This is a genomic window from Frigoribacterium sp. Leaf8 (assembly GCF_001421165.1).
Taxonomy (GTDB): Bacteria; Actinomycetota; Actinomycetes; order Actinomycetales; family Microbacteriaceae; genus Frigoribacterium.
Genome location: NZ_LMKB01000005.1, coordinates 1,088,874 through 1,105,327 on the forward strand (window position 1 = coordinate 1,088,874; position 16,454 = coordinate 1,105,327).

Sequence of the window (16,454 nt, forward strand, 5' to 3'; positions counted from 1 at the left end):
CGGTGCGGGTGCGGGTGCGGGCAACTCCTGTCTCGGGGTGCGCCCTGCCTCCGGGTCCCTATCTTCTCGGCCCGCGCCTCCTCGGCAGTCCTGCGTTGCCGACACGCGCCTCCTCCGCGGTCATGCGTTGCCGACACGCGCCTCCTCGGCGGTGCTGCGTTGCCCGTGCGCGCCCTCCTCTGCCCCTGCAGGTGCGGGCAACTCCTGTCTCGGGGTGCGCGCTGCCTCTGGGTCCCTGTCTTCTCGGCCTGCGCCTCCTCGGAAGTCCTGCGTTGCCGACGCGCGCCTCCTCGGGCACCTGCTTCCTCGACGTGCGGGCCGACGCGGACACGGGCTCCGAGCGCGAGTAACGTCCGGGCACGTGCAGATGATGCAGACTTGCAGGCTGCGCACCCGACGTCACGCATCCCCGGGAGGCCGACCCATGACAAGCTCACCCACCACCTCGTCGAACGGCGGCCCGGGCGGAGGCACGCGCAGCCTCGTCCCGGCCCGGATGGACCGTCTGCCGTGGACGAGGTTCCACTGGTCGATCGTCGTGGGCCTGGGGTTCTCCTGGGTGCTCGACGGGCTCGAGATCCAGATCGTGGCTTCGGCCGGGTTCCAGGCGGACCTCGGGCTCACCGCCGCCGAGGTCGGGCTGCTGGGCACGATCTACCTCGTCGGCCAGGTCTTCGGGGCCCTCATCTTCGGGCGGATGGCCGACAGCCTCGGCCGCAAGAAGCTGTTCATCCTGACCCTGGCGATCTACCTCGTGGCGAGCGCCATCGCGGGACTGTCGCCGAACTTCGTCTTCCTGGCCGTGTTCCGGTTCTTCGCCGGTGCGGGGATCGGCGGGGAGTACGCCGCCATCAACTCGGCGATCGACGAACTCATCCCGTCGAAGTACCGCGGACGCGTCGACATCGCGATCAACGGGACGTACTGGGGCGGCGCGGCCCTGGGCGCGACGGCCAACATCTTCTTGCTCGACCCCGACCTGTTCGCCGAGAACGTCGGCTGGCGCATCGGGTTCTTCATCGGCCCCGTGCTCGGCCTCGCGATCATCTACCTGCGCCGCCACATCCCGGAGAGCCCGCGGTGGCTGATGACCCACGGACGCGAGAAGGAGGCCGAGGCGACGGTCGACGACATCGAGGCCCGCGTCGAGAAGGACAAGGGCACCGACCACCTCACCCCCGTGTCGGACGACCAGGCCATCGAGGTGGTCGCGGCGGGGCGGATCGGGTTCGGCACCATCATCCGCACCCTGGTACACGACTACCCGAAGCGAACCTTCGTCGGCGCCGCGATGATGATCACGCAGTCTTTTCTCTACAACGCGATCTTCTTCACCTACGCACTCGTGCTGCAGAACTTCTACGGCACGAGCCCCAGCAGCACGCAGTACTTCTTCCTGATCTTCGCCGTGGGAAACCTGCTCGGGCCGCTGGTGCTGGGGCCGCTGTTCGACAGCTGGGGTCGACGTCAGATGATCTTCCTGACGTACGCCGTGTCGGCGGCGGTGCTCGCCGTGTCGGCGATCCTGTTCCAGGCGGACGTGCTGAACGCCGCGACTCAGACCGCCTTCTGGAGCGTCTCGTTCTTCTTCGCCTCGGCAGGCGCGTCGTCGGCCTACCTGACGGTGAGCGAGATCTTCCCGCTCGAGCTACGGAGTCAGGTCATCGGCTACTTCTTCGCCCTCGGACAGATCGTCGGCGCCGTCGCTCCGAGCCTCTACGGCGCCCTCATCGGCGACGGGAGCGACCGGGGCCCCCTCACGGGCGGGTACTTCCTGGGCGCCGGCGTCATGCTGGTCGGCGGTGTCATCGCGCTCATCTTCGGAGTCGACGCGGCTCGCAAGTCGCTCGAGACGATCACCACTCCGCTGTCGGTCGTCCCCTCGTCGAAGCAGTCGCCGCGGAGCTGAGGTGGGCCGGGCCGGCGGGCGGCTTGCCCAGGCCGTGCGGCGCGATGAAGGCCAGTGGGACGGGCTACGCGCTCCACCGCTAGGTTCCCCCGATCGGGAACTCCTGACCGGGGTGCCGTCGGGGAATCGCCAGCCGCCACGATCGGTGACCCCGGGGTCCGAGCACTCGCGGCAACGAGGAGTTGCCGACATCCTCGGCGCGACGGGGGCCACCCGCCGTGAAGATCAGCGCATCGATCGCCTCGGCCGTCGACCGCCACCTGTTCTTCACCATCATGGCGCTCGCCCGAAACGGCACCCGCCCCTCACGGGCGATGTCGGCGTCCTTGACCCGGTCCTCGTCGAAACGCCGTTCATGGTGTGCTCGTCCATCCGTCTCGAAGCCGATGATGCCGTCGACCACCATGTCGATGATCTTGTTCGTCCCCGAGACGGGGATCTGACGCACGACGTGGCGTCCCGCGCGTCGGAGTCTCGTTCCGGCGGCGCTCTCGAGGATGCTCTCCGCGCCTCCTTCACTCCATGCGACGAGGCCGGCAGCGTCCATCCTCTTGCGGGACAACACCTCGGCGGCGTCGTCATCGTCCTGGACGATGCCTGCCTCCCTCGCCCAGTCGACGAGGATCACCGCGTCCTCGAAGGATCGCGCCTCCACGACCGCCCGGGCCAGGGCGTCGCGAGGATCGACCGCCCAGGTCGATCCTCGGCAACTCAGGTCGACGGGGTCCCAGACGACACGGACCCCTCGACGCCTCCGGAGGCGCGAGGCCGTCAACGGAACCGACACGGTGACGGGCGGTCGGCGCGACGACCACGACCACGCCCCGAGCAGGTGGAGGGCGGACGCTCCCGTGAGCCGGCCACCGACCGCCACCGCGACGAACCGGGGGTCATGGGGCGACCACGTGGAGTACCACCCCCGCCGGGGCCGGACGACGCTGCGGGAACGCACGGCGACGGTGAGGTGTCGGTCGGTCGCGCCGTGGGCGACGAGGTCGCGTTTGTGGAGCAGGCCTCCGGCGGACGAGACCAGTTCGGCGATCGTGGTCATGTCACGAGCGTGTCGGAATCGCGGGAGCCGTCACCTCCGCACGACTCGCACCGGGGACGCACGGCGGCGGCTGGCCCCTGGGGACGAGACGACGCCGAACCGGTGAGACCTTCTCCGCGGTCGGGAACGGCCTGCCGTCGCCAACTCCTGTCTCCTGCCCAGACCCAAGGTGGTGTGAGGGTTCCGGCCGGGTGGCGATGCCCTGGGGGCAGGAGTTGCCGACCGTGCTGGTGCAGTGTCGGGAACTCCTGCATCGGGCGTCGGCGTCGTGACGGAGGCGCGAGGGTTCCGCCTCGGCCAGTCGACAGCCCGGAGTTGCCGACCGGGACAGACCCTTGGCGGTGACAGCAAGCGGAACGGGACAGGACACGACGGGACGAGACGGAAGGGGGCAGTAGACGGACGGGACAGGGGCGGCACGAGGCGAGGCGGGGGCTGGGCGAGACGAGGCGGGGCGAGGCGGGGGCGGGGCGGGGCGGGGCGGCGATCAGGGAGTCGTGACCGCCGGGGGCATGCGCGCGAGGTCCGGACCGATGCCGATGTCGACGAGCACGACGCGTCCGGCTCGCTCCGCCCCCGGGCCCACGACGAGCCCGACCTTGTGCCCGCCGAACGTGACGGTGACGTCCGCGGGCAGCACGTGTGGCGGATCGGGGAGGGCCCCGTCGTCCACCCCGATGCCGCTCGGAACGTCGACCGCGATCACTCGTGGTGCGGGCTCCGTGACGTCGCCGTCCGCAGCCGAACCTCCGCCCGGGGACGTCCCTGCGCCCCTCCCCGTCACGGATGCCACAGCCGCCTCTGCACCCGCACCCCATGTCGCACCAGTGACCACCGGCAGCACCGCCTCCACCACGCGCAGCGAATCCCCCCGGAGCCCCGCACCGTTCGAGCCCGTCCCGACCAGTCCGTCGAGCAGCACGTCGTACGCGGGCAGAACCCCCGCCACGACCGCAGCATCGCACCAGGCTTCGACGTCGTCGAGCACGGCCCCTGCCGCGAGCGCCGCGGCCAGGGCGGCCTCGTGCACCCGTGACCCCACGGGCACGACCGTCACCGCGCCGCCCTGTGGCACGAGCTCGCGGGCGAGCGACTCCCCGGCGTAGAGCGCGTCACCGCCGTTGTTGCCGCTTCCGACGAGCAGCAGGATGCGGCCCGCACGACCGTCCCGGGAGGACGAGGAGGCGCGCAACACGTCGCGCACGACGTCCGCGAGACCGTCGGCCGCCCGCCTCATCAAGGGTTCGCCCGCCTCCAGGTGTGGGCGCTCCGCCTCACGGATCTGTGCCGCCGTCCAAGCCTCGACCATGCGTCCACCCTCCTCCCCTCGACCGCCGGAAGACCGGGCCGCCCACCCCGGTCCGCCACGGCGCCGGGCCCCGCCGTGCCGCACCGCGCCGAGGAGGACCTGCTCGTGCGGCACCGGCCGAGTCGGTAACTCCGGGCCTGTGACGCGCAGGCGGCCGAGGGCGCCGCCCACGGGAGGCACGGGCGGCACGAGGGAGGAGTTGCCGACATCGCGCGCCACTCGGCACCTCGGTCGACCCGACCGCGAGCCGACCCGAGTCGACCGTCACGCGACCAGAACGGCACGACGAGCGGGAGGCGCAGCGGGCACGACGAGCGGGACGTGCAGCGGGCACGACGCGCGAGACGCGCGCAGCGAGCGGGACGCGCGCAGCGAGCGGGACGCGCAGCGGGCACGACGAGCGGGACGAGCACAGCGAGCAGAACGAGCAGAACGAGCACAGCGAGCACTACGACCACAACCATCACGAGCTGTGGGGCGCTGCCAGACTGTCGGGATGCGTGCGACCACCCCGAACCCTGTCGACGGCACCGAGATCGCCTACGAGGTCGACGGGGACGGGCCGCCGCTCCTGCTCGTGCACGGCTCGGGCCTCTCGCGCGGCACCTGGCGGGGGCTCGGCTACCTCCGGGACCTGCAGCGCGACTTCACGGTGGTCGCGCTCGACATGCGCGGCCACGGCAAGAGCGGCAAGCCCCACGACCCCGAGTCGTACGCGATGGACCTGCACCGTGGTGACGTCGGCGCCGTGCTCGACGCCACGGGCCTCGAGCCCGCGCACTACGTCGGTTACTCGTTCGGCGCCCGCATCGGGCTGTCCGTCGCGGCGCACGAGCCCCGGCGCCTCCGGACGCTGACCACGATCGGTGGCAGCTGGGCCCCGATGAACGGCAACATCGGCGCGACCTTCACGCCCGACTGGCACGACGCCCTGACGACGGGTGGCATGGCCCGCTTCGTCGACCGCTGGGGCGAGACGATCGGCCGTCCGATCGATCCCGAGACCCGTCTGGCCTTCATGCAGGACGATCCGATCGCCCTGGCCGCCTTCTTCACCGCGGCCGAGACGGGTGGCGGCCTGACGGTCCCCCAGCTCGACTCGGTCGAGGTCCCCACCCTCCTGCTGGCCGGCACGCGGGACGTCGACCGCCATCGCGAGTCCCAGGAGGCCGCCCGCCGGATGCCGGCAGCCGTCTTCTACTCGCTCGTCGGCCAGGACCACGCCTCGTCGCTGCTCCCCGTCGACCAGGTGACCGACCTGCTGCGCACCTTCCTCGAGACCGTCGACGCCTGAGGCCCGCCCCGACGGGTCGTCGACCCGGAGGCGCGGCGCCGGAACGCAGAACGCGACCCGGAGGCGCGGTCCCCTAACGCAGGACGCGACCAGGAGGCGCGGTGCCGGTGCGCAGGACGCCACGGGACGACCCCGGCGAGCGCCGGTGCGCGCCGACTGCGAGAATGGACGCACCATGGGCATCAGTCGGCGAGCGTTCTTGACGGGATCGGTCTCGGGGGCCGCGATCCTCGTGCTGTCGGCCTGCACGACGGACTCCCCCGCGCCGACGGCCAGCCCCACCCCGTCCGCCACGCCGACCCCCACGCCGACGCCGACCTCGTCGGGCACGGTCGCCCCCGCTGCCTTCCGCCGCAGCTCGTGGGCCGACGACCCCTACTCCCTCGGGGCGACGAGCCACCTCACCCCCGGCACCTCCGACGCCGACCGCCGGTTGCTCGGCACCCCGCTCGACGACCGCCTCTTCTTCGCCGGAGAAGCCGTCGCCTCGACGATGGGCGGCACGGTCTACGGTGCGCGTCAGTCGGGCTTCGACGTCGCGGCGCAGGTCGCCGGGGTCGCCGCGACCGACGAACGCATCGCCGTGATCGGCGCCGGCATCGCGGGGGCGACCGCGGCGCGGTCCCTCGTCGACCGGGGCTACGACGTCGTGGTCGTCGAGGCCCGCGGCCGGGTCGGCGGCCGGGTGCACAGCGTGCACGACGACGACTGGCCCTACCCGGTCGAACTCGGCGTCGGCCTGCTCGAGGGCCCCGGGTCGGTGGCCCTCCAGGCCGCACTCGCCCTCGCCCGCGTCCGCACCCGGCCGCTCGACGACACCGTCGAGGTCCGGACGTCCGACGGTGCGGTCGACTCCCTCGGCGACGCCGCCGACCGTCTCGACCGGGCCGCGTCCTGGGCCGTGGGGCGCTCCACCACGACCGACGCCGACTCCGGTACGAGCGTCACCGACGCCCTCTCCGGCTCGGGGGCCGACGAGGTCTCGGCCCTTCCCGGTCCGGACGGGGTCTCGGACGCCGACCGTCTCGCCCTCGTGCTCGACGACCTCCTCCCGGCCCGATGGGGGGCCGGGGCCGACGACCTCGCCGCCTCGGCCCTCGGCGACGACCCCGCACGCGACCTGCTGCCCACCGGCGCCTCCGTGGTGACGGGTGGCCTCTCGGGCTTCGTCGCGGGCCTGCTCGACGGCCTCGACGTGCTCCGCGACAGCAACGTCGTCCGCGTCCAGTACGGCGACCAGGGCGTGGGGCTGAGGCTCGCGACCGGCGAGTCGCTCTCGGTCGACCGCGCGGTGTCGACGATCCCCCTGGGCGTGCTGAAGACCGGCGTGCCCGAGTTCTCGCCCGATCTGCCGTCCACCCACACGGACGCGATCGAGGCCCTCGGCGTCGGCACGCGCGAGGTGCTCTGGCTGCGCTTCGACGAGGCCTTCTGGTCCACCCAGGCCACGGTCTGGGCCGTGCTCGACGACGACGCCCCCTACCGGCTCTTCGTCAACCTCATGCCGGCGACCGGCGCGCCCGTGCTGGTCGCGCTGACGGGTGGCGACGCGGCGGCCGAGGTCGCCGGCCTCGACGACGACGCGGCGATGGCCTCGGCGATGCAGAGCCTGGCGCCCTACCTCGACCTCGTGGCCGCCGGGTCCCCCGCGCCCACCGACGAGCCGACGGCCGACCCGACGTCCTGACCCGCGCCTCCTCGTCCGTCGACCGCAGGAGGCGCGGTGCCCGTCGCCGACGCCGGCCCGCCACCCTGCCGTGCCCGCGCGTGCGGCCGCACGTGGCTCAGCGCGACGAGCCCCACGAGCACCCCGACGATCGTGCCCAGGGCGATGCCGTTGTACAGCAGGAACTCGCCCGGCCAGGTGACCTGCGCCGGGTCGAGGAAGAAATACGGGTACCAGCCGACGTCGGCGCCCCGGACGATCGTGAACACGCCCCACACGAGCGGGAAGACCAGCACCACCGAGAGCACCCGCCACCGCACCCGCGGCCGGTCGGGGCCGAACACCCAGTCCACGAGCACGAACGTCGGGATCACGAAGTGCAGCAGCTGGCTCGACCAGGGCACCTCGATGCGGTAGTCGTGACTCGCCGACTCGGCGACGATGATGCCGAACACGATGCCCGACACGATCACGTAGGTGCTGACCAGGGCGTGGACTCCCGCGAACCAGCCGGGCTCCTGTCGCCCGCGCAACGACACGACGCCCGCGAAGGCGAGCACCACGACGTTCGCCATGTTGCTCTGCTGCGTGAAGTAGCTGAAGTAGTTGATCGAGCTGAAGGTGCTGAAACCGAGCACGTAGACGAAGTCGGCGACGAGGGCGACCACGCCGACGGCGGCCGCGAGCAGGCGTAGGACGCCGACGATCCGTCGCACCGTGTCACGCCCTCCGGATCTGGTCGGCTGTGGTCGGGGGAAACGTCGATCGTACTAGGCGCCCGCGCGACGCCTCGACGTGCGGAGGCCGGGCCCGCTCGTCGTGACGACGTGCGGACCCGGCCTCGGTGCCTCGGCGTCGCGACCGAGCGCGACGACGTGCCGATCAGGCGATCAGCTGGGGATGTAGTTGAACTCGTCCGGGTTCGGACCGGTGCGTTCGTCCTTGTTCAGGGCGGTGATGGCGGCCACGTCGGCGTCGGTCAGCTCGAAGTCGAAGAGATCGAAGTTCTCTTCCACGCGCGAGCGCGTGACCGACTTCGGGAAGACGATGTCGCCACGCTGGATGTGCCAGCGAAGCGTCACCTGTGCGGTCGTCTTGCCGACGCGCTCGGCGATCTCGGTGATGGTCTCGTCCTTGAGGACGCCGCCCTGGGCGATGGGCGACCAGGCCTCGGTGTGGATGCCCTTCGAGACGCCGAACTCGCGCAGCGCGTCCTGGGTCAGGTAGGGGTGCACCTCGATCTGGTTGACGACCGGGACGACCGAGCCCTCGTCGAGGACGCGCTCGAGGTGGGGCTGCTGGAAGTTCGAGACGCCGATGGACTTCGCGCGGCCACTGGCGTAGATCTCTTCGAGGGCCTTCCAGGTCTCGACGTAGTCGACGTCGATGCCGGGCAGCGGCCAGTGGATGAGGAACAGGTCGACGTAGTCCTGCTTCAGCGCGTCGAGCGTGCCGTCGAACGCCTTCAGCGCGTCGTCACGCTTGTGGAAGCCGTTGTTGAGCTTCGAGGTGACGAAGATCTCGCTGCGGTCGATGCCGCTCTCGGCGATCGCCTCGCCGACGCCCGCCTCGTTGCCGTACATCTCGGCGGTGTCGATGTGGCGGTAACCGACCTCGAACGCGGTGAGGGTGGCGTCCTTGGTCTCGGCCGGGTCGACCTGGTAGACGCCGAACCCGAGCTGAGGGATCTGGATTCCGTTGTTCAGGGTGATGGTGGGGATCGTGGTCATGTGTAGAGCCAACCACTCACCCCCGTCGAACCTTCCGAGGAAACACTGGTGGACGTACCCCGGGCGTGTTACTGTGGTGAGTCGCTTGGGCCCCTCTTCTCAGAAGTGCCCCGTGCGGTGACGACCGAGTCCACACCGGTGCACCGCCCGAACAGCCTCGCGAGACGACCTCGCCGGATGCGCACGATGACCACCGATCATCGTTGCCCTACTTCTCCGGCCGCCGTCACCGCAGGCCCGACCACCGCCGTCAGGCGGACCACGAGCGCCCATCCGGCATCTCGTGCCACGGATTCTGTCGCAACACAGAGCACACATCGAAATCGAGCATCATGAACGACATCATCAGCATCACCGGCACGGTCACGACCGCGCCCACCCTCACCACCGCCCGCCTCGTCGAGTTCGTCGTCGTCGACGACCGCGGCACCCAGTTCGCCGTCCGCGCCTGGCGCGACGACGTCACCGCCGCCGTGCGCGTCGGTGCGTCGGTCGTCGTCGACGGAGCGGCCGGCTGGGTCATCCCCGGTCGCAGCTGGCGCCACGAGCCCAGCCGCACCATCGTGCAGGCCTCGTCGGTCGAGACCCGCGAGCTCGCCCTGGCCGCCTAGGCCCCGGCGGCGCCTGCGGGCGCGACGACCCGAGGAGGCGCGGTGAGGCTGACGGCCGCACCGCGCCTCCTGCGGTTCCCGGCCCCGAGAAGGCGCGGTGAGGCTGTCGGCCGCACCGCGCCTCCAGCGGTTCCGGCCCCGAGGAGGCGCGGTGAGGCTGTCGGCCGCACCGCGCCTCCTGCGGTTCCCGGCACCACGACGAGGGGCCCGGCCACCGAGGAGGTGGCCGGGCCCCTCGTCGTGTGCGGAACCCGCGAGGTCAGAGCCCCCGGGCGCGGACCAGGATCGGACGGTGGTCGCTGATGCCGGCCGGCAGGGTGACGACGTCCTCGATCTTGAGGTCGTAGCTCGTCGCGAAGTCGAAGTGGCCCTTGACGTACTTGTAGCCGAGGTAGGTCGGGGTCGAACTGCGGGTCAGCACGAAGCCGTCGCGCTCGATGTGCTTGCGGAGACCGCCGTGGAACCACGGGTAGTTGAAGTCGCCCACCATGAGCATCGGCACGCCGGGCGCCAGCGCACGCATGAGGCGGTGCGCCGACTCGACCTGCTTCTTCCGCAGGGCGTTCGTGGCGGTGAGCGGGGCGGCGTGGAACGAGCCGATCAGCACGTCACGTCCGCTCTGCCGGTCGGCCAGGTGCATGGCCAGGAGACGCTCGTGCGCCGGCGACATCACCCGGTCGTGCATCGACTTCTTCAGCGCGTAGACGTTCGTCCCCAGCAACTCGAAGCGCGAACGGCGGTAGTAGGCCGCCAGCCCGAGACGGTTGTTGTGCGTCGACGCCGCGAGGGCGAACTCGCCGAACTCGTCGGGGATGTCCTTCGTGTCGGCCTCTTGCAGGCAGAGCACGTCGGCGTCGTTGTCCTCGGCGAGCGACCGGATCTCGCCCTTGGCCGTGTGCTCGCGAAGGTTGTAGCTGACGACGCGCATCGTGTGTCCGTTGTCTTCTGTCACGAGTAGCGAACCTAGTCCACGTCTGTTTCGGGGAGGTGCAGGTTGGACGAAAGGGGGGTGCCGGGTGAGGCGGACGTCGTGTCCGCCGCACCCGGCACCCCCTGGCGGTCGGCTACTCGCCGCGGTGGCTGCGGTCGGCGTCACCGGTCAGCGCCGCGCGGGCCGCACGACGACGGGTCGAGACGACGAGCGCTGCACCGAGCAGGGTCAGCAGTGCGGCCAGCGTGACCGGACCGGCCAGCTCGGCCCCGGTGAAGGCGAGACCGGTGGTCGCTGCCGCGGCGGCCGGTCGAGGCGTCGACGCGGCCGGGGCGGTCGGGCCCGCCGCGGGGGCGGCGAGCGCGGCCGGGGTCGTCGTCGGGGCGGACGTCGGCGTGGTGGTCGTGCCGGTCGCGCCGGAGACGCGGGCGAACCAGGCGTTCGAGGACGTCACGGCCTGGCCCGACTCGATGCCCCGCGCCGTCACGGTGCCGACGTCGTGGTGGTCGGCGGTGCCGGCCGTGACACCCGCGAGGGCGGCGGTGCAGTCGAACGAGGCACCGACCGCGAGGGGGCCGGCCCAGGTGACACCGGTGGACGGTCCGCCCAGGGCGCTGAAGTCGCAGCTCAGGCCCGTGACGGTGCCGTTGGCGACGACCGCGTCCGAGACCGAGACGTCGGCGAGCGCGTCGGCACCCGTGTTGGTGACCCGGTAGGCCAGCGAGGCGGTCCCGTCGGAGAGCACGACGGCGGCGTCGGCGGTGTCGGCCGCGTGGCCCGCGGCGTCGCCCTTCGTGATGGTCACGGCGGAGACGGGGACGTCACCGCTGCCCACTCCCCCGGCGGAGGCCTGGACCTTCGAGGCCGTGACCCGGCTGCCGGCGGCGACACCGGCCCGGACGGTCGACGCAGTCGCGGCGTTGGTGAAGGTCTGCGGGGCGGTCGCGGTGCCGGTGGGGGCGGCGAGGCTCACGGCGACGGCGGCACGGTACTGCGCGGTCCGCGTCTGCGCGCCCCACGAGACCGTGTACCCGGAGTCGGTGCAGTCGAACGAGGCCGGGGTCACGGCGACCGGTGCGGCCAGCGAACCGTCGGCCTTGGTGCGGATCTCGGTGAAGACGGCGGTGTCGCAGTCGAACGACCACGCCTCGCCGACGGGGACCGAGTCACCGACGGTGGCCGAGTCGAACGGCCCCATCGGCGTGTTCACGCTCCAGACGAGGAAGTCGTCGGCCACGAGTCGACCCTGGTCGGCACGGGTGTAGGTGCCGAACTTCGTCACGACGTCCGATCCGCGCAACACACCGGTCGGAGTGACGACGGTCGTGAAGTCGCGACCGTCGTTCGTGGTCGACGTGAAGGGGGTGGGCACGCCCGACGGGGTGGTGCGTCCCTCGAAGTCGGACGTGACGAAGGCCTGGCCGCTGACGTTGAGGTGGTCCTCGGCGTAGGCGGTCATCGTGAAGGTGACCACGGACGGGCGCGTCCCGACGACGGCGGCGTCGGCCACGACCGCACCGGTGGCGGGGTCGCGGAGCGCGAAGTCGGTGGGCAGGTTCTTCAGGTGCTCGCTGAGCGCCAGCGTGAAGGTGTCACCTGCGAGGGTGTCGTCGGGCACCTGCCACGCGATCGTCGTCGTGAGCTGGGAACCCTGCTTCGGCGTGGTCGGGGTGACCGTCACGTTCGTGATGGCACCGTCGATCTCGGCGGCCCGGGCCGGAGCCGCGGTGCCGGTGAGGGCGGCGGTGCCGGCCAGGGCGAGGGTGGCGAGCAGCGCGGCGGACAGGCGCAGGGCCCTCCGCCCGCGACGGGGAGACCCCGCGAGGGTGAGCGAATGCATGGTGGTGCCTTTTTCGGGTAGGTCAGACGCGCGCCTCGACCTGTTCCCCCGGTGCCGTGTTCGGGTACGGCGCCGGGGTCGGGTGAACGGGGATCGTCACGTCTCGGGTGACACCCAAACTAGGGCCGACGTGCCGACCGTGTCCACCATCGGGGGGACAGATCACCCGGACGAGGAACGGGCGACGAGGGTGGCGCCCGGGCGACGGACGTTCCGCGGTGCTCCGTGCGCCGTGCGCCGTGCGCCGTGCTCGGTGCGCCGTGCGCGTTGCGCCGTGCGCGGTTTGCCGGGAACTCCTGCCCCCTGCCCGACACCCGCCCCGATTCCCCCGCAGGCGAGCCCACACCGCAGCACACGCCAGGAGTTGCCGACACGGACCACCCCCGGTCGGCAACTCCTGCCCCCTGCCCGACGCCGGCCCCGACTCCCCCGCTGGCGAGCGCCACCGCAGCACGAGCCAGGAGTTGCCGACACGGACCACCCCCGGTCGGCAACTCCTGCACGCTGACCGACGCCGGCCCGACTCCCCCGCTGGCGAGCGCCACCGCAGCACGGGCCAGGAGTTGCCGACACCACGGGGCGGGGCGGGAGGGGGCGGGGCAGGCGGGGCGGGCGGGGGCGGGGACGCGAGGAGGCGGTGGTCGCCCTCCCGAGGGAAGGTGACCACCGCCTCCGGGTGGCTCAGGCCGTCAGGCCGTCAGGCCGTCAGGCCGTCAGGCCGTCAGGCCGTCAGGCCGTCAGGCCGCGGGTGCTACCCGCGCCAGGGGAACCAGCCGTGGAAGAGGTCGCCGAGGGCGTTCCAGATCCACTGCAGGATGTCACCGAGGCTCCAGCCGCCGGGGTGTCCGGGCTGACCGGGGTGGCCGGGCTGGCCCGGGCCGGGCCCCGGGTCGGTGGGCGTCTCGGGCTCTTCTCCCGAGGCGACCGTGAGATAGGTGACCTGTCCGGTGTCGCCGTACACGACGCGGCCGAGGAAGGTCTGCTCGTAGGGCAGGCCCGTCCAGGACGCGGTCAGCGTCGCCGTCTCGCCCAGCCCTGCGGAGAGGGTGGCCGGGTCGACCGCGAAGCCCCCGACGGCCGTCGCCGGGTCGAGCAGGTACGACGTCAGCGTGTAGTCGAGCTGTCCGGCACCGCTGTAGAAGTCGACCAGCAGGACGTACTCGCCCGCCGCGGGGGCGTCGAGGTCGATCTGCTCGTCCGCCGAACCGGTGGCCGAGGACGCCGCGAGCCGGTCGGGCGCACCGTCCGCACCAGCCGTGTAGAGGAGCAGGTCGAGGTCCGCGGTGTCGTCGGCGCTGTCGAGCACGAAGCGCGCGTGGCTGGTGCCCTCGGCGACCGTGACCGGCGTCTCGGCCGCCGCGGTGCCTGCCGCGCCCGAGCCGGTCGTGACCTGCCCGGCGGCGAGGCCCTCGGTGGTGAGCGGCAGCTCGAGGGTGTCGCCCGCCGTGACGTCGAACGCCTTCTCGCCCGTGGCGCCCTCGCCGGCCACCTCGGCCGGTGCCTGCAGCTGGACGGGGCGCACCGCGAGCGGGCTGCGCACGTCGTGGGTCCCGTCGGACCAGGTGAGGTAGCCGGTGGCGAACTGGTCGAGCTCCGCCGTCGTCCGGGTGAAGGTGACCGTGTAGTCCTGCTCCTCGCCCGCGGCGCCGAAGGTCAACGTCGAGGGTTCGACCGTCGCCGTCACGCCGTCCATCTCGATCGGGGCGACCGTGTAGGTCCCCGCCCCGGTCGAGGTGACGGTGCGCGTGACCTGGGCGGTGCCGGCCAGCGAGCCGACGCTGATCGACGGCAGGTTGAGCGACGAGTCCGTGCCCTCGACGGTGTCGATCGAGTCGACGTAGGCCTGCCAGTCGGCCGGACCGTTCTCGTAGAGCAGCCCGGGTTCGAGGAACGCGGTCGGGTCGACGTGGCCGGCGCCCTGGGCGAAGACGTCCCGGCTCGGAGCACCGTCCTCACCGACGAGGTCGTAGGCGGTCGTCATCATGGCCGACTTGACCTCGTCCGGGGTCCAGTCGGGGTGGACGTCCTTCGAGAGGTAGAGCGCGGCCAGACCGGCGATGTGGGGGGACGACATCGACGTGCCCGAGAGGAACTCGTACGTGCCGGGCTCGCCCTGCGCGTTGGCACCGTCGGCGAGGATCGCCACGCCGGGGGCCGAGATGTCGGGCTTCAGCAGGTTGCCGCCGTCGGCCGTCACCGGGCCGCGCGACGAGAAGCCGGCGATCTGGGGGGTGGCGGGCTCGGGCAGTGCGCCCGGGTTGCCGTCGAGCAGGGTGACGGTGGCACCTTCGGTGTCGGCGTACGCGTGGACCGCGTCGTAGTCGTCGGCGTTGAGGTGGACCGTGGGGACGGCGTGTTCGTCGAGGTCGACCGAGCTGCTCGTCGGGTTGACCAGCACCATGCCGATGCCGCCGGCGCGCTCGACCTCGGCCGACTTGGCCGTGCGGTCGTAGACGCCGCGGTCGCAGAGCACGATCGTGCCGGCGGCCTTCGCCGGGTCGAGCGTGTCCGGTGCGCAGAGGGTCACCGCGGTGGCGTCGGCGCCGTCGGCCGCGACGGCGGTCGACGAGACGAAGTCGCCCGTCAGGCCGTCGGTGCCGGTCGGCACGGTGATCGAGCCGCCCAGGTAGTTCGTGCCGTCGGCGGTCTGCACCGTCGCGCTGTAGCTGGGGATGGTCGACGCCGCGACCGTGGTGATCCACGGTGCCGCGTTGTCGGCGGTGGTCGCGGTCGGGCCGTCGTTGCCGGCCGAGGCCGCCACGAAGACGCCGGCCGAGGCCGCGCCGAGGAACGCCTGGTCGGTGGCCGAGAAGGTGCTCGTGGCCCCGCCTCCGCCGATCGAGTAGTTGATGACGTCGACGCCGTCGGTGACCGCGGCCTCGATGGCGGCGATCAGGTCGAGCGTGGCGCAGCCGTCGTCGTCGGTGGCGACGCGGTCGGGGCCGTCCCAGCAGACCTTGTAGGCCGCGATCTTGGCGGCCGGGGCGACGCCCGAGACGGTGCCGAACGAACGGTCGCCGATGGTGGCCTCGACGTCGGCGTTGCCCGCGGCGGTCGACGCCGTGTGCGAGCCGTGGCCGTTGCCGTCGCGGGGAGAGAGGTACTCGCCCTGCTCCTCGGTGCCGATGTTGCCGACGCCGAAGCCGTCGACGAAGTACCGCGCACCGATCAGCTTCGTGTTGCAGTCCCCCGCGTCGAACTGCACGCCGGTCTGGCACACGCCGGTGAAGGTGCCGCCGTCGCCCTTGGCGAAGACGGTCCGGTCGCCGTCGAGGTGGGGCTCGGTGTCGCTGGCCGACCCCAGGGGGTCGCCGGCGAACGAGGCGTTGCCCGCCGCGATGCCCGAGTCGATGATGCCGACGACGACTCCTTCGCCCGCCTTCTCGCGTCCGCCGACGGCGTCCCAGACGCCGCCGTTCCCCTCGGCGTCGCCCAGCCCGAGGAACTCGGTCGACGGCGTCGCCTGCAGCTTGAGCAGCTCGTTCTTCGAGACGGCGGCGACCGAGGGGTCGCTCGCGAGCTCGGCGGCCTGGGCGGCCGTGAGGTCGGCCGCGAAGGCGTTGGTCGTGATGGCGTAGCTCGCCTGGACGGTGGCGCCGGCCGCCGCCGCGACGTCCTGCTGGACGCCCTTGAGGTGCTCGGCGTAGTCCTGCACGGGAGCGCTCTGCGCGTCGAGGTCGCTGCCCTCGGGCACCGCGGTGCGGGCGAGGCCCGGCTGCCCGCCCTCGTAGGTCGCGGCCGCCGGCTCGCGCAGCGTGACGATGTACTTGCCGTCGGAGAACTGGCTGTCGCCCACGACGGCCGGGCCGTCGGCGGCGAAGGAGGCGGTGGCCGGCACCGCGACGAGGCCCGCGGCGACGACGCCGGTGGCGAGGAGGGTGGCGAAACCGCCACGGAGTCGGGTGCGGGGCGGAGCGGTCGGCCTGCGTCGGCCGGATGGTGTGATCACGGATCGCCTTTCGATGCACGTCGTTCGGGACGTGCTGTCGGTGGTGCGCCGCAGCCCCGGGCCGCGGTCGATCCATAAGAACTACCTGTGAATGTCGGTGACCCTCTAGTAGGGGCCATGGCCGAAACCGGCCACTGACCGGCTTCGGCCACAGAGTTCACACG

General features: G+C 72.2%; 11 protein-coding genes. 4 read left to right on the plus strand and 7 right to left on the minus strand.

All coding sequences use genetic code 11. The features are described 5' to 3' along the window. Positions 1-424: 424 nt before the first annotated feature. Entirely contained in the window at positions 425-1,909 is a 1,485-nt protein-coding gene (locus ASL10_RS09770) for an MFS transporter (RefSeq protein WP_082460329.1), read from the plus strand. 79 nt (positions 1,910-1,988) lie between these two features. Here the strand turns inward: ASL10_RS09770 and ASL10_RS09775 are convergent, their stop codons facing one another. After that, positions 1,989-2,960 (minus strand): hypothetical protein, encoded by a 972-nt coding sequence (locus ASL10_RS09775; RefSeq protein WP_056046693.1) that lies wholly within the window; start codon positions 2,958-2,960, stop codon positions 1,989-1,991. A gap of 487 nt (positions 2,961-3,447) precedes the next feature. Next, positions 3,448-4,269 carry an NAD(P)H-hydrate epimerase gene (locus ASL10_RS09780; protein ID WP_056046695.1) on the minus strand — a complete coding sequence of 274 codons (822 nt, stop codon included), beginning with the start codon at positions 4,267-4,269 and terminating at the stop codon, positions 3,448-3,450. Between the two features lie 496 nt (positions 4,270-4,765). On the opposite strand from ASL10_RS09780, the gene ASL10_RS16000 reads away from it, so the two are divergent. Together ASL10_RS16000 and ASL10_RS09790 are read left to right on the plus strand one after the other, a co-directional pair. Beyond that, on the plus strand, positions 4,766-5,563 hold the full coding sequence (locus tag ASL10_RS16000) for an alpha/beta fold hydrolase (RefSeq protein ID WP_056046697.1): 798 nt from the start codon (positions 4,766-4,768) through the stop codon (positions 5,561-5,563). Positions 5,564-5,738: 175 nt separating this feature from the next. After that, positions 5,739-7,250 carry an FAD-dependent oxidoreductase gene (locus ASL10_RS09790; RefSeq protein ID WP_056046699.1) on the plus strand — a complete coding sequence of 504 codons (1,512 nt, stop codon included), beginning with the start codon at positions 5,739-5,741 and terminating at the stop codon, positions 7,248-7,250. Here the strand turns inward: ASL10_RS09790 and ASL10_RS09795 are convergent. After that, entirely contained in the window at positions 7,181-7,945 is a 765-nt protein-coding gene (locus ASL10_RS09795) for a Pr6Pr family membrane protein (RefSeq protein ID WP_056046700.1), read from the minus strand. The two genes, ASL10_RS09790 and ASL10_RS09795, sit on opposite strands and share 70 nt — an antisense overlap. A 174-nt stretch (positions 7,946-8,119) precedes the next feature. After that, a complete protein-coding gene (locus tag ASL10_RS09800) occupies positions 8,120-8,959 on the minus strand; it encodes an aldo/keto reductase (RefSeq protein WP_056046702.1) in 840 nt (279 codons plus the stop codon). A 332-nt stretch (positions 8,960-9,291) separates the two neighbouring features. Between ASL10_RS09800 and ASL10_RS09805 the strand changes: the two genes are divergently transcribed. Further along, entirely contained in the window at positions 9,292-9,570 is a 279-nt protein-coding gene (locus ASL10_RS09805; protein WP_056046704.1) for a hypothetical protein, read from the plus strand. A gap of 259 nt (positions 9,571-9,829) precedes the next feature. On the opposite strand, the gene ASL10_RS09810 is transcribed toward ASL10_RS09805, so the two are convergent. The 3 genes from ASL10_RS09810 to ASL10_RS09820 all read right to left on the minus strand — a co-directional run bounded on the left by ASL10_RS09810 (position 9,830) and on the right by ASL10_RS09820 (position 16,290). Continuing rightward, positions 9,830-10,522 (minus strand): endonuclease/exonuclease/phosphatase family protein, encoded by a 693-nt coding sequence (locus tag ASL10_RS09810; protein ID WP_307785101.1) that lies wholly within the window; start codon positions 10,520-10,522, stop codon positions 9,830-9,832. 112 nt (positions 10,523-10,634) lie between these two features. Next, entirely contained in the window at positions 10,635-12,341 is a 1,707-nt protein-coding gene (locus ASL10_RS09815) for an Ig-like domain-containing protein (protein ID WP_056046707.1), read from the minus strand. A 751-nt stretch (positions 12,342-13,092) separates the two neighbouring features. Beyond that, a complete protein-coding gene (locus tag ASL10_RS09820) occupies positions 13,093-16,290 on the minus strand; it encodes a S8 family serine peptidase (protein WP_056046709.1) in 3,198 nt (1,065 codons plus the stop codon). Positions 16,291-16,454 lie beyond the last annotated feature (164 nt).